This is a genomic window from Frankia sp. RB5, assembly GCF_059816245.1.
In genome coordinates this window covers 32,449-58,962 of sequence record NZ_JCBATA010000049.1, presented here as the reverse complement: position 1 = coordinate 58,962, position 26,514 = coordinate 32,449, and the positions used below count along the sequence as shown (strand labels likewise).

The window sequence follows — 26,514 nt, the reverse complement described above, 5'->3', positions numbered from 1 at the left end:
CCCCCCCCCCCCCCCCCCCCCCCCCCCCCCCCCCCCCCCCCCCCCCCCCCCCCCCCCCCCCCCCCCCCCCCCCCCCCCCCCCCCCCCCCACCCCCCCCCACCCCCCCCCCCCCCCCCCACGCGCGGGCGGGGGGGCCGCGCTGTGGCTCCCCGCCCCCCCGCGGCCCCCCGGCCCCGGGGGCCGCGGGGCGGGGGCGGCCGCCGCCCGCCCGGTCGGCGGGGTGACCGAGGGCAGCCGGGGCACGGCCCCGGTGGAACGCGGCGTGCCCGCCCCGGCAGGTGCCCGGGGCGGGCCCTGCGGTCCGGCGCCCTGCGGTCCGGCGCCCTGCGGTCCGGCGCCGTTGTGCGCCGCGGCGGGCACGTGGGGAGGAACGTGGGCGGGCGGCTGCGGCTGGGGCGGAATGCCCTGTTTCATGGAGATGTGCGAGGGAATCGCCGGGCCGGTCGGAACGTGCGCCGCGGCCGGCGTCTGCGGTGCCGGGTAGCGCGGCTGGGGGGCCGCGGCGGGATCGGGTGGGTCCACCGGGCGCCGCTGGTCGCGACGGGTTCCGTCGACCGCGCCGTCGTCGTGTCGCGGATCGTCGCGGCGGCGCTCGTCCTGCCGCCCCGCCGTGTCGTGCAGCCCTGCCTCGTCGTACCGGGCGGCGGTGTCGTAGCGCGCTCTGTCGTCGTACCGGGCCTCGTCGTACCGGGCCTCGTCGTACCGGTGTTCGGCGGGCCGTGTGTCCGTGGGCCGCGCGTCGTCGTACCGGGCGTCGCCGTACCGGGGTTCGTCGTACCGCGGGCCGGCGGGCCGTGTGTCCGTGGGCCGCGCGTCGTCGTACCGGGGGCTATGACGGGGGTCGATCTGGCGCTGGTTGTCGAACGTCGGGTCGGCTGGCCGCGGGTCGGCGAGGTGGGCCTGGGTGGGACGGGGGTCCTCGGCGCGGATGTCGCCGTAGCGAGCTTCGTCGGGAGAGCCCGCGCCGTCGCTGGCGGCCAGCGGGGATGGAGCCGATTCGGCGACGGGCAGCGGCAGGATGCGCGCCTTGGGCGGGGGCATGGGGGCGAGCCGCGATGCCGGGAGGTCCTGTTCCGCGCCGGGCAGGGGGCGGCCGTCACCCTCGACGTCCTCGTCCTCGTCGCTGTCGGGCGCGTCCGGCGAGATTCCGGTGATGGCGACGATCGAGGCACAGGGCCAGAGCCGGTCGCAGCTCAGGCAGAGGTCGAACTCATTCGGCTGATGCAGATCTATAAGCGTGATCAGTGAATAAATGTGTTCGATGATCTTCGGGCCGACCAGGACCGGCCCACGCGCAATGACGTCGAGCTCCGAGCGTAGTCGCCCGTGATATTGCTCGACGTCAGCAAGGCGCGGATCGTCCATCACAGGCAGCATGCACCATAGCGGGCGACGGGGTGCGAACGGCGTAGAACCAAGGAGGGAGCCGTCACGGCCTTCTCACGTTCCGCGTCCGTGCGCGGGATGTCAACGAGGCTCAGGGTCCCGCATTCCTCACCTGTGGTGAGGGTGGGGCCGGATCGGGCGCGCGCCGACCGCGTCGCCACGCCGGCGGACTGGCGGCGGCCGCGGTGGGGACGGTCGAGTGCCAACCGCTGATCAGGAGCGGTCCGGCCGGACCTCGTCGGTGCGGCGCACCTGGCGCATGAGCCCCTCCTGCAGGCGCGCGAACTCCTCGATGTAGGGACTTTCGACCCCTCCGGGGGCACCTTGCGGCTCCTTGCCTGTCGCAGAGCGGTCGAACGGCTCGAAGCCCGCGAACTGGCCGCCGGCGCCCGGCGGCATCCGGTCCTGCTGCCCGTCGAAGGCGGGGTAGTGCCCGGCGCCGTTCGGCGGGAGACCTCGGTCGCCCGGCGCGTCATAGCCCGGTCCGTAGGGCGGCATGCTGGGGGCTACTGGCGCGGCGGGACGCTCCTGGCCGCTGTCGAACGCCGGGTAGTGACTGCCGTTCGGGGATGGCGGGCGCTCGGGCGCGCCGCTGTCGTACCCGAAGGAGGAGCCGTTCGGGCTGGTCGCGCCCGGTGCGATGGACAGGGGGGCACTGCGCATGGCCTCACCCGCCGCCTCCGACTGATCCGTGGACAGAAAGCCCTCCGACGCCGGGTAGATACGCGCCGAGAGGCTGACCGACATCGGATCGCTGCCGTAGGTGATGACGTCGACCTGGTCCTCGGCGCTGATCCCGCCGTTGCGGGCGAGGTCGACGAAGCGGAACAGATCGGCCCAGCGCAGACCATCCAGATCGACACTGATGCGCAATGCCATGGTGGTGCCCCATCCCTGAGGTTCGTTACGTGCCGACGGTTACCTGGGCGCCAACGGACGATCGAGAGGTGCCACGGCACGCCACCCGTCAGCGCCAGCCCGGGCAGCGATGGGCGGCAGCTTATACCCCGTTGGGACAGCATTCCCCCTCCGGGGAGGTTGAGTGCACTCTGCGAGCTCTGCTGGTTATGTGGCGGTTGGCGGATTCGGTACCGGCTCATGACGGGCCGTCAGGCGAGCGGCCCGTGCGGGTGGATCCGCTGTGTCGGGTGACGTTCCCCTGACATGCGGCCATGGTCGGCCGTGTGGGTGACGGTGCCCGGGGGGCTCGGCATCCGGCTGGCCGGACCACGCCGTCGGGGTGGGCCGGGACGGGAGACGAGCGGCGGGCGAGGGGGTGCCCCGGGCCCCGGTCCGGGCGGGTAGTGTCCGATCCTGTGAGCGTTGTGTCCGGCGGTGTCAACGGCAGTGGGGTCAGCGGCATGGGCACGGCGGTAGGCGTGACCCAGGCTGGCGGCCTGCCGATCCGGCTTCTGCACGACCGTGTGCTGGTCGAACCCCGTGAGGACGCGGTGGATCGCCGCTCCAAGGCGGGCATCGTCATTCCGCCGACCGCGCACATGGGCAAGCGGCTGTCCTGGGCCGACGTCGTGGCGGTCGGCACCGCGGTGCGCACCATCCAGGTGGGTGACCGGGTGCTGTTCGACCCGGAGGACCGGGCCGAGGTGGAGCTGCATTCGACGACCTACGTCCTGCTGCGCGAGCGGGACGTGCACGCCGTCGCGGCCGAGCGGCTCGACGACGGCCTCACCGGCCTCTACCTCTGACCCGCCCGGTGCCTGGGGCACCGCTCACCTGACCACCCGGTGCCACCCCCGTGGCCGAATGGTGTACGGTGCCGCATCGATCGACAAACGGGCGACCCGCCCGGGTCGTGGCGTCCGGTCGTGAATGTGGTGGGAGAGACACCGCGCCGACCGGTCACCTGTCTGGCCTGACGCGGTTGTGGCCCGTATCCTCTGCTCGGCTTTGGTGATCCGCGTTCGGCCGGGACCCTTGGCTGTGGCGGAGGCGCCAGGAAATGCGGACATAAGGCGCGGCATCCCCTATTTTCGGGGTTCTTGCGTACCGTGGCCGACCGATGTCCTGGGGTGCCGTGTTGAATGGCCCCCCGTGTTCGGTGGTACCCGGTACCCATCGGTGGAGTCAGCCAGTGGGCGAGCGACGGTAGGGAAAGGGAAGGGGAAGGGGACGCATGGCGCGTGACTTCGACGCTCGGCGAAACGCGGATGTCGAGGAGGACGAGCTTCAGGAGCAGAGCCTGGAGAACCTGAAGGCGCAGCGTGCCGGTGCGGCGGCCGATCTCGGGGACGACATGGACGCCCTCGAGGCCGAGCTCGACCTGCCCGACGCGGATGTGCGCGACGAGGAGCTCTCGCTGCGCGTCCTGCCACGGCAGGCCGACGAGTTCACCTGCACCAGCTGCTTCCTGGTGCAGCACCGCAGCCAGCTCGCGGACCCGCGCCGCGTGGTCTGCTCGGACTGCGCGGCCTGACGGGCACGGGCGATCGGCGGCCGGGGTGTCGGCGGCGCGCGGCCGGGTCGGTCTGACCGGGCGGGCCCCGTGACAGGCGCCCCGCCGCCCGGCCCGGAGCCCGTGGCTGTGGGCGAGGCCCGCTCGAGGGCGAGTACGGGACGGCGCGTCGCCGCCGCGCTGGCAACGCTCGCCGCCGTGCTGGTCGTGTACTACTGCCTGCCGTTGCGCCACGCGCCGGGGGGCTTCGCGCTCGGCCTGCGGATCTTCGGTCTGGTGGCCGGGCTTGCCCTGCTGGGCTGGCTGTTCGTTCGCCAGGTGGCGGCCGGGCGGCGGGAGACGTCCGCGCGCTCTCGCTCCGCCTGGCTGTTCGCCGGGATCTGCGTGACGGTGGTGCTGTTCGCCACCACCTATTACTCCCTCGCGTATTACGGCCAGGAGATGGCGGGAATCCGCACCCGGACCGATGCCCTCTACTTCACGGTGACGGTGCTGACGACGGTCGGATTCGGCGACATCCGGGCCGTGGGCCAGACCGCCAGGGTCGTCGTCACCCTCCAGATGGGCTTCGACGTGTTGTTCGTCGCCACGGCCGGGTCGGTCCTGCGGGCCACCGGCCCGCGCTCGCCGGCCTGACCGCCCACCGCGCGGGACGTCGGCGCGTGCGGCCCGGATCCCGGCCGGGGTGTCCCGCGATCGACGGACGTGTGTGGCGAGTCGTCCGGAGCCGCCCTCGGTGACCACGCGGCGGCCAGCTTCTCAGGGTCACGTAGCCGTCACCGCGGGTTGCTCCCGCGTCCAAGTACCTGTACCACTACCCAGGGCAGTGTTGTCGTGGGGGTGGTGTGGAGTGCTCGACGAACAGTCACCGGGACCCGGTACTGTCCCGTCCCGATCACTGGCGCCCGGCCCCCGCACCGACGGCCTGATCTCGATGCAGGCCCATCAGCCCACCGACGACGGCATCGAGACCAGCGCCCGCGGCGTTGCGGACACAACGCCAGGCGGGACCGGCACCCGTCTGCCCCTCGTGCACGGCCACTTCGTCGCCCCACCGCTGCCGTCCGGCTTCCTCGACCGGCCCCGGCTGCGGACGCTGCTCGACGACGCCGTCACCAGCGTGCTCACCGTCGTGCGCGCCCCGGCCGGCTGGGGAAAGACCGCCCTGCTGGCGGCGTGGGCCGCCGCGCGATCGAACCAGACGCCGCTCGTGTGGATCAGGCTGGATCCGGCGACGGCCACGGACGCGGGCCACGGCGTGACCCTGCCCCTGTGGCCGCAGCTGCTGCACGGGTTCGACCGTGGCGGCGTCCTGCCGGTCGGCCACGATCTGACCGCTCCGGACGATCTCGGCGGGGACGCCGCCGGTGGCCCCGGTGGCCGCGACTACCGGCGGCTCGCGAACCTGCTGGTCGGGCTGCCGGGCCCTGTCGTGCTGATCCTGGACGACGTCCAGGTCCTGCGCCGGCCGGACGATCGCCACGGTCTGGAACTCCTGGTGAACGAGGCCGGCGACCAACTGCGCACGATTCTGTGCGGGCGGGTGGTGCCCCTGGCGCTGCACCGGTTGCGCGCGGCCGGGCGCATCACCGAGATCGGCCCGCACGACCTCGCCTTCACCGAGCCGGAGAACGTCGACCTGCTGCGGGCGCACGGGGTGAGCACGACGGAGCCGGCCCTCGCCGATCTCCTGCATCTGACCGAGGGCTGGCCGGCGGGACTGCGCCTGGCCATGGCCGCCGTCGCGGCCCGCGGCCCGCGGCCCGGTACGGGCGAGATCCCGGTGGCGCCGCCGGGCCCCACGTCGAGGGCGGCATCCATGCCCGTGCTGCCGTCGCTGGCCGACGTACCCGAGGTCGCCGAGTTCCTGCGCGCCGAGCTGCTGGCCCGCCATCCCCCCGCCGTGCGCCGGTTCCTGCTGCGCACCAGCCTGCTCGACCAGGTCAGCACCCCCCTGGCCGACGCCGTCGTCGGCGAGCGGGTCCGCGTCGCGCCGCTGGCCGGCCACGACGCGGTCCCGCCGCAGTCCCCGGCCGCCGGGGCGGCGTGGGCACCGGGCGCCGTCCCGGAGCCGGCCCGCGCGCCCGGGCCGGCCGCCGCGCCGGTCCTGGCGGCGGGGTCGCACCGGCCCGACGACGCCCAGGCCCGGGCATTCGCAACGATCCCCGGGCCCGGGATCGCGCCGAGCCTCGCCGCGGGGACAGGACCCGGACCGTCGCCGTCGCCGTCGCCGTCGCCGGAGGCGGTGGCCGGCATCGAGCCGCTGGTCGCGCTCGCCGAGGACGGCGGATTCGTCCTCCCGGTCGACGCGGACGGCGACTGGTTTCGCTACCACCGCCTGTTCGCCGCGCTGTTGCGCGCGGACCTGCGGCGGGACCGCACCGAGGACGTCGACGAGCTGCATCTGCGGGCCGCGCTGTGGTTCGCCGCGCACCGCCGGCCGGCCCAGGCGGTCCGCCACGCGGCGCGAGCGGGCGACTGGTGGTACGCCTCCTGCCTGTTCATCGAGTGCGCGGCGAGGACGGAGGGGATCGTCGGGGCCCGCGCCGAGCGTGAGGCCGCGCTGGCCGGGATCCCGGCGTCGGTCGCGAGCTGGTCACCGGAATGCGCGCTCGTCGTCGCCGCCGGCCATCTGGCGCAGGGGCGGGTGGCCAAGGCGGTGGGCTGCCTGGAGACGTCCCGTCGCGCGATCGCGGGCGAACCCGCCTCGCCGCGCCGCCGGGCGCTGGCCGCGCAGGCGGATCTCGTCGACCTGCACCGCGCGGAGCTCGTCGGCGACGCCGAGGAGATGCTGAGCGTGGCTCGGCGGCTGCTGCGGCCCGGGGACCAGGACGTCGACCGGGGCGACGGGCGAGCCGGGGAGGTGGTGGCGGCGCTGGCCTGGTGCGGGCGGGGGCGTGGGGAGCTGTGGATGGGCCGGCCCGAGGCGGCGATCGAGGCCCTCACGGTGGCGCTTGACGCGGCCCGCCTCGTCGGCGCCCGGACGATCGAGACATCCGCGGCCGGGGCGCTGGCACTGGCGCTGGCACTGCGGGGCCGGTTGCGGCTGGCGGAGTCGAGCGCGGCCGGCGCGCTCAGCGGCGCCGCGGAGGCGACCGGTGCGGACCCGACCTCGGCGGGCGTGGTCGAGGCGCGGCTCGCCCTCGCCCTGGTGGCCCTGGACCGCTCTGATCGGGGCGGGGCGGCGCGACACCTGGACGCCGCCCACGCCGGGTGCGGCCCAGGCCTGCCCGCGCACCTGCTCGATCTCGTCGCCGTGGCACGGGCGCGGGTGTGGTGCCAGCCGGGGCGGACCGAGCAGGTGCGGGCCGGCCGCCGGCTGCTCGGCGGGCGTGGGCGGCCAACGGGACCACCGCTGTGCCTGTCACTGTGGCGGTCGGTGGAGGTCGATCTGCTGCTCGCCGCCGGGAACGCGCAGGCCGCCCGGCAGGCGTTGGGCCGGCCCGCCGAGAACCGGCGGTCGGACCAGATCATGGCCCTGGCCACCGCGCGGGCCGACCTTGCCTGCGCCGACCTCGACGCGGCCGAGGAGGCGGTGTCGGCGCTGCTGCGTGCCGACGGTGGGGGAGGCGGTCCCGTGGTCTCGGCCTGCGTTCTCGCGGCGATCGTCGCCGCTCGGCGGGGCGATCAGGCGCGAGCGACCGGGCTGCTGGCCCGCGCCCTCGCCCTCGCCGAGGACGAGGGCCTGACCAGTCCCTTCCTCGACGCCGGGACGGAGGTGGCGGCGATGCTCGCGGCGCACCCGGGCCTGGCCGCCGCGCATCCGGACTTCGTCGTGGGCCTGCGGGCGGCCGCCGAGGCCGGCGAGGTGGGCGGGACGCCGTCCGTCGTGAGCGCCGAATCGCACGCGGCGCGGGTCGCGGGCGCGGCGTCGCCCCGTTCCGCCGCCCCGCGCACCGCCGCCCCCGCGCGCACCTCCTCGCCCGTCGATCCGCGTACCGGACCGCTCGTCGGTCCGCGTGCCGCGTCGCTCGGCGGTCCGCCTGCCTGGAACCCTCCGCCTGCCTGGAACCCGGGGACAACAGGCGGTCGGATCGGGGGGCCGCCGGGGATGGCACGGCCGGGGCGGCAGGCGCCGCACGGTCCGGGGGCCCCGGGCGCTGCCGGCGGCGCGGTGCCGGCCAGCCCGCCGCGCGTGCATGGGCCTTCGGTTCCCGCCGACCGCGGCCATCGGGCGCCGCCGATGCCGGGCCGCGCCGGCGCCGACCAGCGGATGACAGCCGTGCCGCGAGCCTGGGCGGCGGATTCCGGGCGGCGCCGGACGGCCGGGCCGGCCGCCGGGGACCGGCTCAGCGAGCGCGAGCTGGCGGTGCTCAGCTATCTGCCGACGATGCTGACGACCGCGGAGATCGCGGCCGAGCTCTACGTCTCCGTGAACACGGTGAAGACGCATCTGAAGAGCATCTACCGCAAGCTCGACGTCCCCCGGCGCCGCGACGCCGTCCACCGGGCCCGCGAGCTGCATCTGCTCTGACCGGTCGCGGTGGGCCGGCCGGGAGCCCCGGTGATCGGTCAGTTGCCGAAGGTGCGGCGTTCCAGATCGAGGTAGGGCGACCGGTCCGGACAGTCGGGCGGCCGGGGAGTGGTGGCGGCCTCGTCGGTAGCCTCCGGCCGGGTCGGCGGAATCGTGGGGGCTGGCGGACGGTCGCGAGCCGTTCCCGGCCCGGGCAGGGGAAGCACCGCCCGCAGCACACAGATGGCGGCGATGACGATTCCGGCGACCATCAGGATCAGGCCCAGAACCGGGAGGTCGATTCCGGCCAGCCGCCAGGTGAGCGCGTATCGGAGGGCGGCGCCGACCACAATAAGGAAGACGGACAGGCCGAGGGTCATCGCTCTTCACCTCGTTCGTCCCGCGCGCCCGCGGCGGTCGGCCGTCGGTGGCGGAAGGCGGAATCGGTGGCGCGGGACCGGGTGAGGTCCGCGCGAATCCGGCGGAGGAAACGCGGCGCGGGCACGGACGGCCCACAGTGAGAGACATTGGGCAGGTACGGCTCCAGACGGGTGCGCGGCCCTCCTCCGGCCGGCCGTGGCGTCTCTCCGACTACGGAGAGCCTCACCTCTCCCTACCCTCGGTGCTGTTGACCATGCGGATGGCGCAGGTGGTCGCCGCTTAATCACCCCCCGTGGAGGGGGCCTCGCGGTACGGACGACGGCCGGACGGGCGGGGCACTCGCCCGGAAGGCGTGCCGCGGCGCCGTCGACGGCGGGCCGGACCACTCGTCTCCACCGTGGGGGTAGCCCATTAGGGGGAGGTGGCCGTGCGGGGAAAGTCACCCGAGGTGTCGGCGCGGCGCGCCTGGGTGGCGAATGCGGCGAGATATGGCCGGTTGGGGGCGTGTTTCTCCCACTTGTGGGGTGGGTTTGACTGGTTGGTAAACGAGGGGTGTGGGCTACTGCTGGCGTAGCGAGGGAGGCGGGCCCTACGCTTGCCGAACATGTCCAGCTTCACCGGAATTCACCCCGGTGGAAAAAGCCACAGCCGGGCCACCGCCCGGTGCGATTCTGAGTCTGACCCCCCGGAGGCACGCGTGACCGACCGAGTTCCCCGCTCGACCGATGCTATCGGCGAGGACGTACCCCATCGGCCGCGAATCGGCGTGACCGTCGACACATCCACTGACATAGGCGTCGCGAGCCGGCTTGCCAGGCGAACCTCGATGAACTCGCCCGTACCGCCGACCGCGCCACACCGTTCCGCGGCTCCGCGGCATCCCGCACCGGCCACGGGCGCGGGAGGCGCTGCTGCGCGGCCACTGTCTCACACCCGGGCCACGCCGCCGATGGCGGGTCCCGCGATGGGCCGCGGTGAGATGCCCGGCGCCGCCCCGCGGGTGGCGCCCGGAACGCAGCTGCGCCCCAGTGTCGCCGCCGCCCGCGCCGGCGGCGCGGCGCCGATGCCTCGCGACCTCGCCCTCGGCGCCGCCGAGCTGCGGGGCATCCTGCGTGTCGTCGAGGACTGCGAGCGGGCGTCGTCGCTCGCCTCGTTCCGGGAGCTGGCGCTCGACGGCATGGCGCGTCACCTCGGCTACCGGCATTCGGCCTTCTTCCTCGGCTCCTCCATCGAGACGGCCTTCCAGGACGCCCGGCCCACCGGCCGCGGTCTCGCGCTACGCCTGGCCGGCCCGTACATGGAGCGGTACCGGGAACTGGAGGCACTGAGCAACCCGGAGAGCCTTCGCTCGGTCCGCGAGCGGGGCCTGGCGACCCTCGACGACCTCGGCGTCCCGGAGCGGCCCGAGGTGCGGATGCGGCTGGAGCGCTTCCTGCGCGCGCACGGGATCCACGCGAAGCTGCTCGTGCGGCTGTTCGGCCCGTCCAACGTGGGCGCGCTGATCTCCCTGCTGGACTCGCGTCCGGGCGCCTTCGGCCCCCGCGATCGCGCGGTGGGCGCGGTGCTGGGACGGCACCTCGGCAACCTGCTGCGCTTCTACATCCGCACCGACCCCGGTCCGTCCGTCGCGGGACGGCTGTCCGCCCGCGAGCGCGACGTCGTGCGGCTCGTCGCCGAGGGCCGGTCGAACCGGCAGGTCGCCGAGGCGCTGTGCATCAGCATCGACACGGTCAAACACCACCTCACCCACGCCCTGGTCGCGACGGGCTGCACGAACCGGACCCAGCTCGCCATCGCCTGGCAGCGGGAGACCAGCGCCTTCGCGCCGCCGAGTCCGCCGCGGCCCTGAGCCGGGCGCCCGCCCGGCCCGAGAACCCGACACTGACAACCTGACGGATGGTCGGCGCTGACGGCCTGCCGACCGCACGGCCTGCGGGCGCGCACGCACTTCGGGTGCGCTCGGCCTTCCGGCCCGCTCGGCTTTCCGGCCCGCGCGTCCTTCGGCTCGCATGGTTCGTCCGCGCCGCCGGCCCTGGCGCCCGGCTCGCGCCGACGGCCGGTCAGCGCCGACGCGTCGTCGACCCCACCGCTGCTCCGCGAGATCCACCGCGGGTGGCGGGCACCTTCGAACCTCGCCACCCGCGGTCGAGCCGCGCCCGCGTGCTCCCCGTGCCGCGCGGCCGGCGCCCATATCATGGGCGCCGGGCAGACAGTGGGTGATCGGTGCCGTGATGTCCGTGATCCCCTGCCGGTGAGCAAGCGGTTGGGCGCCGGATGATCCTCGTCTGAGTGGACGTCCACCCTGGGTGGCAGGCGCCGCCGACCGCCTTCCGCGGTCCGCCGAGACGGCCGCCCCCTCATGCCGTATGAATTGGCGCGATTCCTCGCGCGCGGGTGATCGACCATGCGATCATTTCCCCTATCCGCGGGTGCCGCCTCGCTCCTGGTTGCGCAGCGCTCTTCGTGGCGTCCGCGCCCCGGTTGAGTCAGCCGGTCGATGTGTTCCGCCCTCGCCGGCCTTCCATGCCATTGTTCGGCGGCCTCTTCGCGTGCCCGGGATGCGGCCCGGGGGAAGGCGTGCGGGCCGCGGCCGCCGGTCGCGGCCCGTCTGTCTCTCACCGTGTGTGACCGATCTTCGTCGCGCCTTTTCCTGGCTGACGGCGGCGCGCCGGCCACCGCAACGTCGCCGCCCGCGGATCACGGCGGTGTCCGGCGGCGGGTGCGCGGTGCGGTCCCGCCCAGTTCGGGCTCTCTGCGGGATGGCCCGGCATCCTGGGCCGGTGTGCCCTCCGGAACCCGTCATCGATCATGGCCGGCGCGGCGACACCGCTGTGGCAGCGGAGGGTTGGTCATCGAGACCGCCCTGGTCACACTTGGTCAACTGGGATGATCCCAGGCATGGGCGCGCCCGAGCCGCCGCCGCCGGGCGCCCAGGCGCCATGATCTCTCCTGGGTCGGGACCCGGAACTTCCACTTTGGTGGTTTCATACCGAATGCGCCGCATATGGGGCCTGTGTCATGCTCGCTGTGGCGCGTCGTAGCGGGCCGATCCGGCTAGGTGGTTCGGGGCAGGGTTGCCTCCCTTGACGGGTCGGTCGCGCTTGCGATCGATGGCACACTGTGACTAGGTTGGCTTGCGTCTCTGCCGGGCGGCCGGGTGGTGAACGCGGCCGGCCCGGTCGTCGGTGACTGACCCGCCGACGACACGCGATCGATTTCCAGGCGCCCTGGCCGCCCAATGGCGGATAACGGCCGGGGCACGGGTGTCACTGCCGATTTCCGCTGGTGTCGATCGAGTGGGCGTGGGAGTGCCGAATATTGGCTCGCCGCGCTGACCGCCACGTTAGCGAGCAGAAGCCGAACGAAAACCATCTGATCGGGAGGTCGGGATACCGGCCGGCGTGATACCAATTCGTAACCTCCGGCGGCGCCGCCGGGATTGATGACGTCGCCCGGTGCACATCCATGCGGGCTCTGCGTAATCCCATCGGTGACATCGGCGACGATGTCCGGCCTGGGCGAAGCGTTGGCGGGATGGCCAGCCGACCAGGTCATGACAGCCATCGCAGGGCTCCGAGGAGTATGCGATCACGTCTGTGCTCTGCCACCATGCAGTGATCCGCACCGAGCCGACTAGTATTCCGCGCACGTTGACGATGCCGAGTCGGCTAAGCACGACGGCGCCCCGGAGGGCCGGGCGCGCCAGTTCCACGAGAGTTGTTGGGGGTCCGTTCGTTTTCCGCGTAGTCAGGACAGATACAGCTTCCCCGGGACGTCTGTCGCCCAGTGGCGCCGGCCAGGAGGTCGCCGATGATGTGGGCCATCCTGTCGTTGGGAACGTGTCCCTCACGTTGGTTTGGTGGGTGAACCTCTTGTTCGGGATCTGGCCGTGCGCCGCCGTGCTGGCGGGCCGCGCGGTGTGGGTGCCGGGCCGGTCGCGCGACCGAAGGACCATGGCGGGCCCCCTGAACCGGACTAGTACATCGCCCTCGCCGCCCTTCCCCAGGTCGCGACCTGCCAGGAGGACCTGCCGATGACCACCAGGCTCCGCCCACCACCCGCCCGTATCCCCGCCGGACCCACCGCGTCCGACCCGCTCGCCGCACGCGAGCTCGTCGTCGTGATCACTCCGTTCGCCCAGCCCAGCGCCGCGCTCGTCGCCGCCGTGACGCGGGCGGGCGGCCTCGGCGTGCTGGACCTGGGCCGCTGCGCGCGCCAGGCCCGCCAGGCCCTGCGGGACACGGCCCGCTGGGCGCCGGGACGCTTCGGGGTGCGGGTCGCCGCCGGCTGCCCCCTCGACCTCGACGCGCTGCCCGAGTCCGTCGACCTGGTCGTGCTCACCGCCAGCCCGGACGCCGGGGACGGCGCGGGCGGCGCCGGTCCGGCCGACGGCCCCGAGCCGGTCACCACGGGGGAAGCCGCAGGGGCGCGGTGGTCCGTCGCCGAGCTCGTCCGCGGCGGGCGTCGGGTCTGGGCGGAGGTCACCTCGGTCGGCCAGGCGCGCGCGGCCGTCGCCGCCGGCGCCACCGGGCTCATCGCCCGCGGCAACGAGTCCGGCGGGGCCGTCGGCGAGCTGACGACGTTCACCCTGCTGCAGCACCTGCTCGCGGACCGGCCGTGCACCGCCGCGGGACAGGCCGTGCCCGTGTTCGCCGCCGGCGGGATCGGTCCCGCGACCGCGGCCGCCGCGGTGGCCGGCGGCGCCGCGGGCGTCGTCCTCGACTCGCAGCTTGCGCTCGTCCGGGAGATGGAGCTGCCCGAGCCGGTCGCCGCCGCCGTGCGGGCAATGGACGGCAGCGAAACCGTCCTGTACGCCGGCCATCGGCTCTACACCCGGCCCGACCTGCCCATCGCCGCCCTCGCCGGGCGCACCGACCGTCCCGGTGAGGGTGAGCTGCGCGACACCGGCGGCGAACTCGCCTCCGACGGCGCCCTCGCCCCGGCAGCCGGGTCCAGTCCCGCCGCGGCGTCCACGCCCGCCGGCGCGGACACGGCGGGGCAGGTGGCGGCGCGACTGGGCGGGCGCGACCTGGTCGGGCAGTTCCTCCCGATCGGGCAGGACGGGGCCTTCGCCGCCGCCCTCGCCGACCGCCACGTCACCGCCGGTGGTGTCGTCCGCGCCGTCCGGCAGGGGATCCGGGACGGCATCGCCGCCGCCGCGCGGGCCCGGCCGCTGGCCGCCGGCTCGCCGCTGGCCGCGGCCCACGGCCTGCGTCATCCCGTCGCGCAGGGGCCGATGACCCGGGTCAGTGACCGGGCGGAGTTCGCCCGTGCCGTGGCTGACGGCGGCGGCCTGCCGTTCCTGGCCCTCGCCCTGCTGGGCGGCGACGACACCCGCGAGCTGCTGACCCGCACCCGTGCGCTGCTGGGCGACGCGCCCTGGGGAGTCGGCATCCTCGGGTTCGCCCCGCCGGAGCTGCGGGCCGCCCAGCTCGCGGCGGTGCGCGAGGCCCGGCCCCCGTGCGCGATCATCGCCGGCGGCCGGCCCGCGCAGGCGGCGCCGCTGGAGGAAGCCGGCATCGACACCTATCTGCACGTGCCCTCGCCCGGCCTGCTCGGGCGGTTCCTCGCCGACGGTGCCCGCAGGTTCGTCTTCGAGGGCCGGGAGTGCGGCGGCCACGTCGGGCCGCGCTCCAGCTTCCCGCTGTGGGAGGCGCAGATCGCCGGCCTGCTCGCCTACGGCGAGTCCGCGGCGGCCGGGCCCGACTTCTTCACCGAGCTGCACCTGCTGTTCGCCGGCGGGATCCACGACGCCCGGTCCGCCGCGATGGTCGCCGCCGCGGCGGGACCGCTCGCCGAGCGGGGCGCCCGCGTCGGCGTGCTGATGGGCACCGCCTACCTGTTCACCGCCGAGGCGGTCGACGCGGGCGCGATCCAGGCGGGCTTCCAGCAGGCGGCGCTCGACTGCGAGCGCACGGTGCTGCTGGAGACCTCGCCCGGCCACGCCACCCGCTGCGTCGAGTCGCCGTACGTGCGCACCTTCCTGGAGCGCCGCCGGGAGCTCGCCGCCGCCGGCACCCCCCGCCAGCGGATGTGGGAGGAGCTGGAGGGGCTCAACCTGGGCCGGCTGCGGGTGGCCAGCAAGGGGCTGCGCCGCGACGGCGGGCGGGTCGTCACCGTCGACGCCGAGACCCAGGCGCTGGAGGGCATGTTCATGATCGGGCAGGTCGCGGCGCTGCGGTCCGTGCGCACGACGATCGCCGCGCTGCACGACGAGGTCACCACCGCCGCCACCGACGCCCTCGACGCCCGCGCGACCGACCTCGGCCTCACCCCCGCCGCCGACGCCGCTTCCGCCCGTGACACCGAGAGGGCGGTGGGCAGCGTGGCGCCGCGGGCGACGGCCACGGCGCGACCGGATCCGGCCGCCGCGGCGGCGGCGAGCGGGCGTCCGCTGGATATCGCCATCGTCGGCATGTCCGCGATCTTCCCGGACGCGCCGGACCTCGACACGTTCTGGGCGAACATCATCGCCGGCGTCGACTCGATCCGCGAGGTGCCCGCCGACCGCTGGGACCCCGAGGTCTACTACCGCTCCGACGCCCTGGTGAAGGACGCCGGGCGGCACACCCCGTCGAAGTGGGGCGGCTTCCTGCCGCCCGTCCCGTTCGACGCGTTGGCGTACGGCATTCCGCCGCGGTCGCTGCGCAGCATCGAGACCAGCCAGCTGCTCGCCCTGGAGGTCGCCGCCAGGGCGCTGCGCCACGCCGGCTACGACACCGCGCAGAAGGACGGCGCGCGGGGGGCCGCCGGTGAGGGACGGCCGTTCGACAGGTCCCGCGCGTCCGTGGTGTTCGGCGCCGAGGCCGGCACCGAACTGTCCGGCGCGTACGGCATGCGCTCGATGTGGCCGGGCCTGTTCGGCGCGCTGCCGCCCGAGCTTGAGGAGTTCCTGCCCGAGCTCGACGAGGACTCGTTCCCCGGCATGCTCGCGAACGTCATCGCCGGGCGGGTCGCGAACCGGCTCGACCTTGGCGGGGTGAACTTCACCGTCGACGCGGCCTGCGCGTCGTCGCTGGCCGCCCTCGACGCGGGCTGCAAGGAACTCGTCGCCGGCAGCTCCGACCTGGTGCTCGTCGGCGGGGTCGACACGCACGCCGGCGCGCACGACTTCCTGCTGTTCTCCTCGGTGCACGCGCTGTCGCCGGGCGGGCGCTGCCGCAGCTTCGACGCCGGCGCCGACGGCACCGGCCTCGGCGAGGGTGTCGCCGTCGTCGTCCTCAAGCGGCTCGCCGACGCCGAGCGCGACGGCGACCGCATCCGCGCCGTCATCCGCGCCGTCGCGGGCTCCTCCGACGGGCGGGCACTCGGCCTGACCGCGCCGCGCCAGGCCGGTCAGGTGCTCGCCCTGGAACGCGCCTACGCGCGGGCGGGTGTCTCGCCGGGAGAGATCGGTCTGCTGGAGGCGCACGCCACCGGCACCGTCGTCGGCGACCGCACCGAACTCGCCACCCTCACCGAGATGTTCACCGACAACGGCGCCACGCCCGGTGGCTGCGCCGTCGGCTCGGTGAAGTCGCAGATCGGGCACACCAAGTGCGCCGCCGGCCTGGCCGGGCTGATCAAGGTCGCGAAGGCGGTCGAGACCGGCGTGCGCCCGCCCACCCTGCACATCGACACCCCGAACGCCTACTGGGACGCCGAGACCAGCCCGTTCTACTTCGACGAGGCGGCCAAGCCGTGGGCGGCGCCGGCCGAGCAGCGCCACGCCGGCCTGTCCGCGTTCGGGTTCGGCGGAACGAACTTCCACGTCGTCCTGTCCGCCTACGACGGCGGTCCGGAGCCGGCGCACGGCCTGGACCAGTGGCCGGCCGAGCTGTTCGCCGTCCGCGGCGCCGACCGGGCGGCGGCGACTCGGGCGCTGGACCGGCTCGCCGCGCTCGTCACCGCGAACGACGCCGCCGGGCGGCCGCTGCGGCTGCGCGACCTCGCTCGCACGACCAGTGCCGCCGGCGGCGGGCCGGTGCGTCTCGCCTTCGTCGTCGACGACCTGGACGGCCTGCCCACCGCGATCGAGGCGGCCCGCACGTTCACGCCGAACCCGCGGGATGGGCTGTTCGTCCGCGACGACGACGCCGAGCCGGGCGCGACCGCCTTCCTGTTCCCCGGGCAGGGCAGCCAGCGGCCCGGGATGCTCGCCGATCTGTTCGTCGCCTTCCCCCGGCTGCGGGGCGTGCTGGAGCTGGCCCCCCAGTGGGTCGACACGATGTTCCCGCCGGCCGCGTTCACCCGGGAGGCCCGCGGGGCGCAGGCCGCGGCGATCACCGACACCCGCGCCGCCCAGCCGACCCTCGGCCTCGCCGGCCTCGCCATGCACGACCTGCTCACCAGCCTCGGCGTGCGGCCGGACCACGTCGGCGGCCACTCGTACGGCGAACTGGTCGCGCTGTGCGCCGCCGGCGCGCTGGACCGGGACGACCTGATCGGGCTCAGCGAGGCGCGCGCCGGAGCGATCCTCGACGCCGCCGGTGACGATCCCGGCACGATGGCCGCCGTCGCCGCTCCGGTGGAGCGGGTGCGCGCCGCGCTCGCGGAGCTGGGGCCCGCCACGTCCGTCGTCGTCGCCAACCACAACGCCCCCCGGCAGAGCGTGATCTCCGGCCCGACCCAGGCGGTGGCCGCGGCGATCGACGCGCTCGACCGCGCCGGACTGCGGGCGAAGCGGATCCCGGTCGCCTGCGCGTTCCACAGCCCCGTCGTCGCCGCCGCGGCCGCCACGCTGGCCGCTCGGCTCGAGGACATCGAGATCGACCCGCCGCGCCTGCCGGTGTGGGCCAACACGACCGCCGCGCCCTATCCCGCGTCGCCGGACGAGGTTCGGGTGACGCTCGCCGCCCAGGTGGCGGCGCCGGTGCGGTTCGTCGAACAGATCGAGTCGATGTACGCCGCGGGGGTGCGCACGTTCGTCGAGGCGGGCCCTGGCCGGGTACTCGCCCAGCTCGTCGGCAAGATCCTCGACGGGCGGCCGCACCGGGTCGTCGCCACCGACGTCGCTGGCGAGCCCGGCCTGCGCCGGCTGCTGCTCGCGCTCGCCGAACTCGCCGCCGCCGGCGTCCCGGTCGACCCGTCGCCCCTGTTCGCCGGACGTGACGCCCGCGTCGTCAGCGCCGCCGACATCCCGCGCCGTCCCGGCTGGACCGTCGACGGGGCGTACGTGCGCACCGCCGACGGCGCCTTCCTGCCCGGTGGGCTGCGCCCGGCGCCCGGATTCGCCCGGGCCGCGGCCGCGGCCGGCGCCGACGGCGGTCGGTCGGCGCCGGCGGGCGGGCAGGCACCGTTGCCACGGGCTCGGCCGGGAGGAGCCGGATCACGGCCGTCCGCCGCGCGGGCGCCCGGCGCGCAGCTGCCCGAGATCGTCGGGGTGCGTGGCTTCGTCCCGCAGGACCCGGGCCCGCCCAGCGCCCTCGCCTCGGCGGACGTCCCCAGCAGCCCGGCCGTCCCCGCCGGCCGGGGCGGGCCCGCCGGGGCGGCCGGGCCCTCGACATCGGATGTCCTCGCCGTCCCGACCTCACCCGCGAACCCCGGCGTTTTCGCGAACCCGGGCGTCCTCGCGAACCCCGCTGTCCCCGCGTATCCCGGTGTCTCCGCGGACCCGAGTGCCCACGCGGACCTGGCCGTTCACGCGGACCTGACCGACGACCTGGCGGCCCTGCCCGCCGACCTGCCCGAGTTTGGAGGTGGCGGCCAGGTGGAGGCCGTGGTGCTGGACTTTCTGCGGACGACCCGGGAGCTGGTCGCGGCGCAGCGGGACGTGATGCTCGGCTACCTGGGCTATGACCCTGGCGGCGTCGCCCGGCCGGCCACGTCCGACGGCGCCGGCCACCCGACCGCGGCCACGGTCCCCGTCCCTCCCGCGAACACGGGCCCTCAGCCGGCCGCCGCCTACCCTGCCGCCGCCTACCCGGCGGAGGCCGGACTCGGTGCAGGGTCCGTCGTGCCGCGGCAGGCGGGGCCGGGTGCCCACCCCGCGCCGCCGGCGCCCCGGCCCGGGTACGCCGCCGAGCCCGCCGCCGCGTATCCGGTGCCGACCGCGACCGCCGCGCCGGCGACTCCTGTGCCGGCGGCTGCCGTGCCGGCTGGTGGGGCGTCGGTTGCTGGTGGCTCGGTGGGGGTGGATCGGGCGTCGGTGTCGGATGCGGTGGTGGGGGTGATCGGGGAGCAGACGGGTTATCCGGTGGAGATGCTGGAGCCTGATCTGGATCTTGAGGCGGATCTGTCGATCGACTCGATCAAGCGGACGGAGATTCTGGGGGAGTTGGCGGCGCGGTTGGGGTTGGTGGCCGCGGGGTCGGGTGAGTTGAGCGAGGAGCTGGTCGAGGAGCTGGCGGCGATCAAGACGGTGCGGGGGATCGTCGACTGGATCGTCGAGCGCACCGGTCCGGCCGGCGGGTCCGGATCGTCCGCCGGCCAGCCTGGCGGGTCGGTGCCGGCGGCTGCCGTGCCGGCTGGTGGGGCGTCGGTTGCTGGTGGCTCGGTGGGGGTGGATCGGGCGTCGGTGTCGGATGCGGTGGTGGGGGTGATCGGGGAGCAGACGGGTTATCCGGTGGAGATGCTGGAGCCTGATCTGGATCTTGAGGCGGATCTGTCGATCGACTCGATCAAGCGGACGGAGATTCTGGGGGAGTTGGCGGCGCGGTTGGGGTTGGTGGCCGCGGGGTCGGGTGAGTTGAGCGAGGAGCTGGTCGAGGAGCTGGCGGCGATCAAGACGGTGCGGGGGATCGTCGACTGGATCGTCGAACGCACCGGTCCGGACACCCCGCCGGGGGAGCCGGCCAGCCGGCCGGCCGAGTTCGCGGCGGACGCGCCCGGAGAGAACCGGCGGTACCCGTCCGCTCCCGGTGGTCCTGCCGGGCCGGGGGGTTCCCGGCCGGGCGGCACCAGGCCGGGCCACGACGTACCGGGCCACGACGTACCGGGCCAGCCCGGTTCGCCGCGGGGCGACCAGGACCGTTCGGGTCGAGGTCGGGACAGGCACGGCGCCGCCGGCCACGAGCCGGGCGGCAGCGCGGCGGCGGCCCGGACCGGGCGCGGCGAGCCGGCGCTCGTCGGAGCGGCCCAGGCCGCCGCGGCGGCGCCGCCCGGGTGGACCGCCGCCGCCGCGACCACAGCAACCGGAGCTGCCAGCGCGCCTCCCGTCACCGGCGGCGCCGACGAGGACGTCGAGGCGATCCCGCTGCAGCGCTTCGTGGTGGAGCCGCAGGCGGTTGCCGCGCCCGCGGACGTGGCGCCGGCCGATCTGACCGGTTGCCGGTTCCTGTTGGTCGAGGGTGGTCTCGGTGTTGGCCTGGCGCTGGCGACGAGGCTGGAGCAGGCCGGCGCCGAGGTGCGGATCCTCGCCGCCGACGATCCCGGTCTCGTCGACCAGATCCGGGCCGGCGCCGGCGCCGACGGCCTGGCCTGGATCGCCTCCGCCGACCCGGACGCGAACGAGCGTGCCGTGCTGCCGGGCGCGTTCCCCGCGCTGCGGGCGGCGGCGCTCGGCGGCAGCCGCCGGGTGCTCGCCGTCACCGGCAACGGCGGCCGGTTCGGCCGGTCGACCGTCCGCGGCGGCGACGCCGGTCGGTCCGCTCCGGGCGCGGGGCTCGCCGGGCTGGTGCGCACGATCGCGCGGGAGGTGCCGGGACTGGCGCTGCGCGTCGTCGACGTCGAGGTGAAGGAGGAGCCGCGGCAGATCGCCAACTCCCTGTTCACCGAGCTGCTGGGCCCCGGCGGCCCGGTGGTCGTCGGCTACCGGGAGGGCGCGCGGGCGACGCCGCGGGTCACGCCCGCGCCGCTCGGCCAGGCCGCGGACGTCCCCGCGGGGCTCGACGCGTCGTCGGTGGTGCTGCTGACCGGCGGGGCGCGGGGAATCACCGCCGCGGTCGCACTGGAACTCGCCCGCCGCACCGGCTGCGCCGTCGAGCTCGTCGGCCGCACCGCGCCGCCCACCGCGCCGGAGGACCCGGCGACGGCGGGCGCGCCCGACGCCCCGGCGCTGCGCCGGGCACTGATCGAGACGGGCATCCGCCGGCCGGCCGAGATCGAGGCACGCCTCGCCCGGCTGCTCGCCGAGCGGGAGGTCCGGACGAACCTCGCCGCGCTGGAGGGTCTCGCCGCCTCGGTCCGCTACCACGCGGTGGACGTGCGGGACGCGGCCGCCGTCGCCGCCGTCGTCGCCGACGTGTACGACCGCCACGGCCGGCTGGACGGCCTCGTGCACGGCGCGGGCATCCTCGCCGACCGCCTGCTGCGCGACAAGACGGCCGAGTCGTTCGACCGGGTCTTCCGGACGAAGGCCGACGGCGCCCGGGCGCTGCTCGCCGCGGTCCGCGACGACATCGGCTTCGTCGCGCTGTTCGGCAGCGTCGCGGGGGTGTTCGGCAACCGCGGCCAGGCCGACTACGCCGCGGCGAACGACGCCCTCGACACCCTGGCCATCGCCGCCGCCGAACGGTTCTCCGGCCGGGTCGTCAGCGTCGACTGGGGGCCCTGGGGGGCTGCGCCCTCGGCCGCCGGCGCCGGGATGGTCTCCCCGGAGCTGGCCCGCGAGTACGCCCGGCGCGGCATCGGCCTGATAGACCCGGCCGAGGGCGTCGACGCGCTGCTGCGCGAGCTCGCCGGCCCGGCCGACGGGCCGCCGCAGGTCGTCTACATGTGCGCCGGCGCGGGCGCGTTCGATGCGTGATCCCGGCGCGGCGGCGGGCGCGCCGCCGATCGCCGTCGTGGGGATGTCGGCGCTGTTCCCCGGCGCCGGCGATCTCGACACGTACTGGCGCAACATCGTCGGCGGGGTCGACGCCGTCCGGGAGGTCTCGCCGGGCCGCTTCGACGTCGACGACTACTTCCCGCCGGCGGTCGCCGACGGCGCGGCCGACGCGTTCTACTGCCGGCGCGGCGGCTTCGTCGACGAGCTGGCCTCGTTCGACCCGGCGGCGTTCGGCGTCGTCCCGAACGCCGTCGAGTGGGCGGAACCGGACCAGCTGCTCGCGCTGCGCCTGGCCGCCGAGGCGATCACCGACGCCGGCGGACCCGAGCGCCTCGGGGACGCCGAGCGGATCGGGGTGGTGCTCGGCCGCGGCGGGTACGTCGGCGCCGGCGTCGCGCGGCTCGAACAGCGGGTGCGGACGTCCCGCCAGCTCGTCACGACGCTGCGCGAGGTGCTGCCCGACCTGCCCGACGAGGCGGTGGACCGGGTCCGGGCGGCGTTCGTCGACAGGCTGGGCCCGGCCCGGCCCGAGGCGTCGATCGGCCTGGTGCCCAACCTCGCCGCGTCCCGGGTCGCGAACCGGCTTGACCTGCGCGGACCCGCCTACACGGTGGACGCGGCCTGCGCGTCGTCGCTGATCGCCGTCGAGTCGGCCATGCGCGACCTCGGTGCCGGCCGGACCGACGCGATGATCGTCGGCGGCGCGCACCTGGTGCACGAGGCGTCGTTCTGGAGCGTGTTCACACTGCTGCGCGCGCTGTCGCCGAGCGAGGTGATCCGCCCGTTCGACCGGCGTGCCGACGGCATCCTCATCGGCGAGGGCGTCGGCATGCTGGTGCTGCGCCGCCTCGCCGACGCCCGCCGCGACGGCGACCGGATCTACGCGGTGCTGCGCGGCGCGGGCACGTCGAGCGACGGGCGGTCGGCGTCTCTGCTGGCCCCGGCCGCCGACGGGCAGGCGCTGGCCGTGCGGCGGGCATGGGCGGACGCTGGCCTCGACCCGACCGCCCCCGGCGCCCTCGGCCTCGTCGAGGCGCACGGCACCGCCACGCCGACCGGCGACGCCGTCGAACTGGCCACCCTCGGACGGATCTTCGGAACGGCGGGTCGCGGCGGGCCGCTCGGCGCCGCCGGGGCCGGCGACCTCGACGGCGGTGCGGCCGACATCGGGATCGGCTCCGTCAAGTCCATGATCGGCCACGCGATGCCCGCCGCCGGCGCCGCCGGACTGATCAAGACGGCGCTCGCGCTGCACCACCGGGTGCTGCCGCCGACGCTGCACTGCGACGAGCCGCACCCCGCCTTCGCCGGCAGCCGCTTCGCGCCGGTGCGCGCTGCGACTCCCTGGGACACCCCGCTCGGCGGCGGCCCGCGCCGCGCCGGCGTCAACGCCTTCGGCTTCGGTGGCGTCAACGCCCACCTCGTCGTCGAGGAAGCACCCCCGGACGTGGCGGCGACCCCGGCCCACACCTTCCCCGCGCCGGCCGCCTCGGCCGCCCCAGTGCCGGTCGTGACGGTACCGGTCGTGACGGAGCGGGTGGCGGATCCGGACGCCGAGGCGGTGCTGCTGCTCGCCGGCTCCGGGCCGGCGGACCTGCTCGCCCAGCTCGCCGCGCCCGACGCCGACCTGCTGGCCCGCGACGACGCGGCGACCCCGCCGGTGGGCGGCCCGTGGCGGCTCGCGGTGGTCGCGCCGTCGCCGCGCCGGCTGGCCCTCGCCCGCACCGTGGTCGAGCGCGAGACGCCCTGGCGGGGCCGCAACGACCTGTGGTTCACCCCCGCCGGGCTGCTCGACCCCGCCACGGCCGCCGGCAGCACGGCGTTCCTGTTCTGCGGGCTGGAGGACAAGTTCGTCCCCCGCATCGACGACGTCTGCGCCCACTTCGGCCTCGCCGACCCGGGCCTCGGCGACACCGCGATGCTCGGCCAGCACGGCGTCGCCAGCGTCGAGGTCGGGCGGGTGCTCGACGTCGCCCTGCGCCGCCTGGGCATCGTCCCGGACCTCGTCGGCGGGCACAGCATCGGCGAGTGGAACGCGATGATCTCCTGCGGGCTGGTCCCGGACGCGTTCGCCGACTCGTTCATCTCCGGCTTCGACCCGTCCGCGCTGGAGGTGCCAGGAGTCGTGTTCGGCGCGCTCGGCTGCGGCGCGCGGCGGGCGGCGGAGGTCATCGCCGACCTGCCCGACATCGTCGTCTCCCACGACAACTGCCCGCATCAGTCGATCGTCTGCGGGCGTGAGGACAGCGTGCGCGTCGCGCTGGAGCGGCTGCGCGGCGACGGCGTGCTCGGTCAGACGCTGCCCTTCCGGTCGGGGTTCCACTCGCCGTTCCTCGAGCCCTACCTGGACCTGCTGCGGACCAATCTCGACGCCACCCCGCTGCTCGAGGCCGCCGTGCCGATCTGGTCGGCGACGACGGCCGCCCCCTACCCGCGCGAACACCGCGCCGTGCGCGAGCTCGCCCTGCGCCACCTGGTCGAGCCGGTCCGGTTCGGGGACCTCATCCGCCGGCTGCATGACACCGGGGTACGGGCGTTCGTGCAGGTCGGGGTAGGCAGCGTCGCCGGGTTTGTCGACGACACGCTGCGCGGGGACGAGCATGTCTCGCTCGTCTCGAACACGCCGAAACGATCTGGCCTGGACCAGTTGCGCCGGGTCGCGGCGGCGCTGTGGGTCGAGGGCGCCGCGCCCCGACTCGACCTGCTGCCCTGCCGCCACCGCCCCGCGCCGACGGCGATCCGGCCCCCCGAGCCCGTCGCCGCGCCGTTGGCGGAGGTCGACTCCGGGCGGCGGGTACAGCTGCCTCAGCGCCGCGGCAGCGCGGTCCGGCTGAGCCTGAGCACCCCCCTGGTGCGTCTCGGCGCCGCGGCCGCCGGCCTGCTCGGCCCGCGCCCCGCCGCCCCGCCCCCGACCGCTCCCTCGCCGCAGACCGTTCCCCCGGCGCAGATGCCGTACCCCGGTGCAGCCGGACGCCTGTTGGCCGTCCCCACGCGTGGATCGCAGCGCGTGCGGCGGCTCTCGCCCCGGGCCGCCCAGCTCGCCGCCGCCCGTGCCACGCCGCCAGCTTCCGGTGCGCCGCCAGCTTCCGGTGCGCCGCCAGCTTCCGGTGCGCCGCCGGCGTCAGCCACGCCGGGGTCGTCCGTCCCGCGGGAACCCTCCGCGTCGCCTCCGCCTCCGCCTCCGCCTCCGCCCCCGCCCCCGCCTCCTCCGCCGCCGCCCCCGGCGTCGAGCGCGGCGGTGCCGCGGCAGGCGGGGGCGCGCACGGTGCGCAGGCGGTTGTCGTTGGCGTCGATGCCGCACATCGTCGACCACTGCTTCTATCGGCAGCCGCCGGGCTGGACGGACATGTCCGACCTGTTCCCGGTCGTTCCCATGACCGAGGTGCTCGAACTGATGATCGCCGAGGCGGCGGCGACGATGCCCGGGCGGGTGCAGATCGGGCTGCGGGACGTGCGCGCGCTGCGCTGGCTCGCGATCGAACCGGCCGTCGAGGTCGCGATCACGGTGAGCCCGGCGGGGCCGGACGCCGTCCGGGTGGTCATGGAGGGCTACGCCCGCGGCACCGTGCTGTTCGCCGACGCCTACCCCGAGCCGCCGCGCGCGAGCGCGGTCACCGCCGACCTGCCGACCGGCCCCACCGGCGGCCCGACGCTGCCCGGGGAAGGGCCTTCCCGGCACGAGGGCGCCGATCTCTACGCGGCACGCTACCTGTTCCACGGGCCCGGCTACCAGGGGCTGCACCGCATCGAGGCGCTCGGCGCCGCGGGCATCCGCGGCCGGCTGCGGGTGCCGTCCGCCTCCGGCGCGCTGCTGGACAACGCCGGCCAGCTCTTCGGCTACTGGGCGATGACCCATCTCGCGCACGACTCGCTGCTGTTGCCGCAGGCCATCGCCGACCTGCGTTTCCACGGCCCGGCGCCGGCCCGCGGCGACCTGGTCGACTGCGTGGTGCGCATCCGGGAGGTCACCGAGCGCACCGTCACCGCCGACCTGGAGCTGCGCCGCGCCGACGGCCGGCTGTGGGCGGTGGTCTCCGCGTGGACGGATCGCCGCTTCGCCAATGACGACGTCCTGTGGGCGATGGTGCGTTCCCCGGAGCTGCACACCGTCGCTCAGCCGTCCGGTGAGGGCTGGCTGATCGCGCGGGACCGGTGGCGGGACTCGGCGTCGCGCGAACTGATCGTCCGCCACTACGCCGACGCCGCCGACCGGGCCCGGCTCGCGGCGCTCAATCCGAGGGCCGCCCGGGGCCGCCTGCTGGGACGCATCGCCGCCCAGGACGCGGTCCGGCAGTGGCTGTGGGACCGCGGCGCGGGACCCGTCTGGGGCATCGAGGTCGGCCTCGACCACGACGAGCTCGGCGCCCCGCGGGTGCGCCCGCTGCCCACACGGCCCGGCATCCCGGCGACCGACCCACCGCGGATCTCGCTGGCCCACAAGCCGGAGCTGGCGGTGGCGCTGGTGTCCGCGGACGGCCCGGTCGGCATCGACATCGAACAGATCGTGTCGCGGGCGCCCGGCGTGGAGAAGGCGGCGCTCGCGCCGTCCGAGCTGCGCCTGCTCGACCAGCTCACCGCCGTCGACGGCCACGTCGACGGCCACGTCGACGGCCATGGCGGCGACGCGAGCGGTCACGGCGGCGACGCGAGCGGCGGCGACGACGCCCAGGAGCGGCGCGCGCTGTGGTTCACCCGGTTGTGGGCGGCGAAGGAGGCGGTCGCGAAGGCGGAGGGGACCGGCCTCGCCGGCCGGCCGCGCCGCTTCGTCGTCGACCTGCCCCATCTCGAGGCACCCCGTCACGGCAGACCGGGCTCGCCGGTTTCGCCCGGTGCGGGAGGTGGCGGCGGGGACGTCGCCGAGGCGCCGTTGATGCTGCGCGTCACCATCCACGCGGACGGTCCGGACGGACCGTGCCCACGGCGATCGCGGTGGGTGGCGTTGCGTACCGTGGACGGCACCGGCCGGGTCCGCCCGGACGGCGCTGGGGCGACGTCGCCCGGGCGGCCGCGGCCGCGGGGCGCCGATGAAAAGAACGCGGCCAGCGGGGCGCACAGCGCCGACCGAGCTGGCCATGATGCCGTGCGGGGGCCGGCCCCCGCCGGGGGCGATCGGGCCGCCGCGACCTACGTGGTCGCCTGGACCTCCCCCGAGGTCGAGGCGAAACGGCCGTCCAGCGAGAGCGAGAGGGAGTGAA

General features: G+C 75.7%; 9 protein-coding genes. 7 read left to right on the top strand and 2 right to left on the bottom strand.

Annotated elements, in window-relative coordinates; translation table 11 throughout:
* Positions 1-1,600: 1,600 nt before the first annotated feature.
* Positions 1,601-2,266, bottom strand: a complete 666-nt coding sequence (locus AC6EXY_RS23290; RefSeq protein ID WP_499818979.1) for a hypothetical protein — start codon at positions 2,264-2,266, stop codon at positions 1,601-1,603.
* Positions 2,267-2,703: 437 nt separating this feature from the next.
* On the opposite strand from AC6EXY_RS23290, the gene AC6EXY_RS23285 reads away from it, so the two are divergent.
* From AC6EXY_RS23285 to AC6EXY_RS23270, 4 genes are all read left to right on the top strand, one after another.
* Positions 2,704-3,093, top strand: coding sequence for a GroES family chaperonin (locus tag AC6EXY_RS23285; protein WP_101834186.1), 390 nt, complete (start codon positions 2,704-2,706; stop codon positions 3,091-3,093).
* A gap of 428 nt (positions 3,094-3,521) precedes the next feature.
* A complete protein-coding gene (locus AC6EXY_RS23280; RefSeq protein WP_101834184.1) occupies positions 3,522-3,821 on the top strand; it encodes a DUF4193 family protein in 300 nt (99 codons plus the stop codon).
* Positions 3,822-3,923: 102 nt separating this feature from the next.
* Positions 3,924-4,436, top strand: coding sequence for a potassium channel family protein (locus AC6EXY_RS23275; RefSeq protein WP_243407961.1), 513 nt, complete (start codon positions 3,924-3,926; stop codon positions 4,434-4,436).
* Between the two features lie 214 nt (positions 4,437-4,650).
* Positions 4,651-8,274 (top strand): winged helix-turn-helix domain-containing protein, encoded by a 3,624-nt coding sequence (locus tag AC6EXY_RS23270; protein ID WP_499842407.1) that lies wholly within the window; start codon positions 4,651-4,653, stop codon positions 8,272-8,274.
* 38 nt (positions 8,275-8,312) lie between these two features.
* Here the strand turns inward: AC6EXY_RS23270 and AC6EXY_RS23265 are convergent, their stop codons facing one another.
* The gene (locus tag AC6EXY_RS23265; protein ID WP_101834180.1) at positions 8,313-8,633 is read right to left on the bottom strand and encodes a hypothetical protein; all 321 of its coding nucleotides are present in this window, start codon (positions 8,631-8,633) and stop codon (positions 8,313-8,315) included.
* Between the two features lie 965 nt (positions 8,634-9,598).
* Here AC6EXY_RS23265 and AC6EXY_RS23260 point away from each other — a divergent pair.
* The 3 genes from AC6EXY_RS23260 (at position 9,599) to AC6EXY_RS23250 (ending at position 26,513) form a co-directional block, all read left to right on the top strand.
* Positions 9,599-10,483, top strand: a complete 885-nt coding sequence (locus tag AC6EXY_RS23260) for a helix-turn-helix transcriptional regulator (RefSeq protein ID WP_101834178.1) — start codon at positions 9,599-9,601, stop codon at positions 10,481-10,483.
* Positions 10,484-12,667: 2,184 nt separating this feature from the next.
* A complete protein-coding gene (locus AC6EXY_RS23255) occupies positions 12,668-21,298 on the top strand; it encodes an SDR family NAD(P)-dependent oxidoreductase (RefSeq protein WP_499842406.1) in 8,631 nt (2,876 codons plus the stop codon).
* A complete protein-coding gene (locus AC6EXY_RS23250) occupies positions 21,291-26,513 on the top strand; it encodes a type I polyketide synthase (protein ID WP_499818580.1) in 5,223 nt (1,740 codons plus the stop codon). Before AC6EXY_RS23255 ends, AC6EXY_RS23250 begins: the two co-directional genes overlap by 8 nt.
* Position 26,514 lies beyond the last annotated feature (1 nt).

Excerpts from the sequence above, each read along its gene's own strand:
- AC6EXY_RS23260 (WP_101834178.1), top strand. The coding sequence starts at position 9,599 with ATGGGCCGCGGTGAGATGCCCGGCGCCGCCCCGCGGGTGGCGCCCGGA.
- AC6EXY_RS23280 (WP_101834184.1), top strand. The coding sequence starts at position 3,522 with ATGGCGCGTGACTTCGACGCTCGGCGAAACGCGGATGTCGAGGAGGAC.
- AC6EXY_RS23265 (WP_101834180.1), bottom strand. The coding sequence starts at position 8,633 with ATGACCCTCGGCCTGTCCGTCTTCCTTATTGTGGTCGGCGCCGCCCTC.
- AC6EXY_RS23255 (WP_499842406.1), top strand. The coding sequence starts at position 12,668 with ATGACCACCAGGCTCCGCCCACCACCCGCCCGTATCCCCGCCGGACCC.
- AC6EXY_RS23250 (WP_499818580.1), top strand. The coding sequence starts at position 21,291 with ATGCGTGATCCCGGCGCGGCGGCGGGCGCGCCGCCGATCGCCGTCGTG.
- AC6EXY_RS23290 (WP_499818979.1), bottom strand. The coding sequence starts at position 2,266 with ATGGCATTGCGCATCAGTGTCGATCTGGATGGTCTGCGCTGGGCCGAT.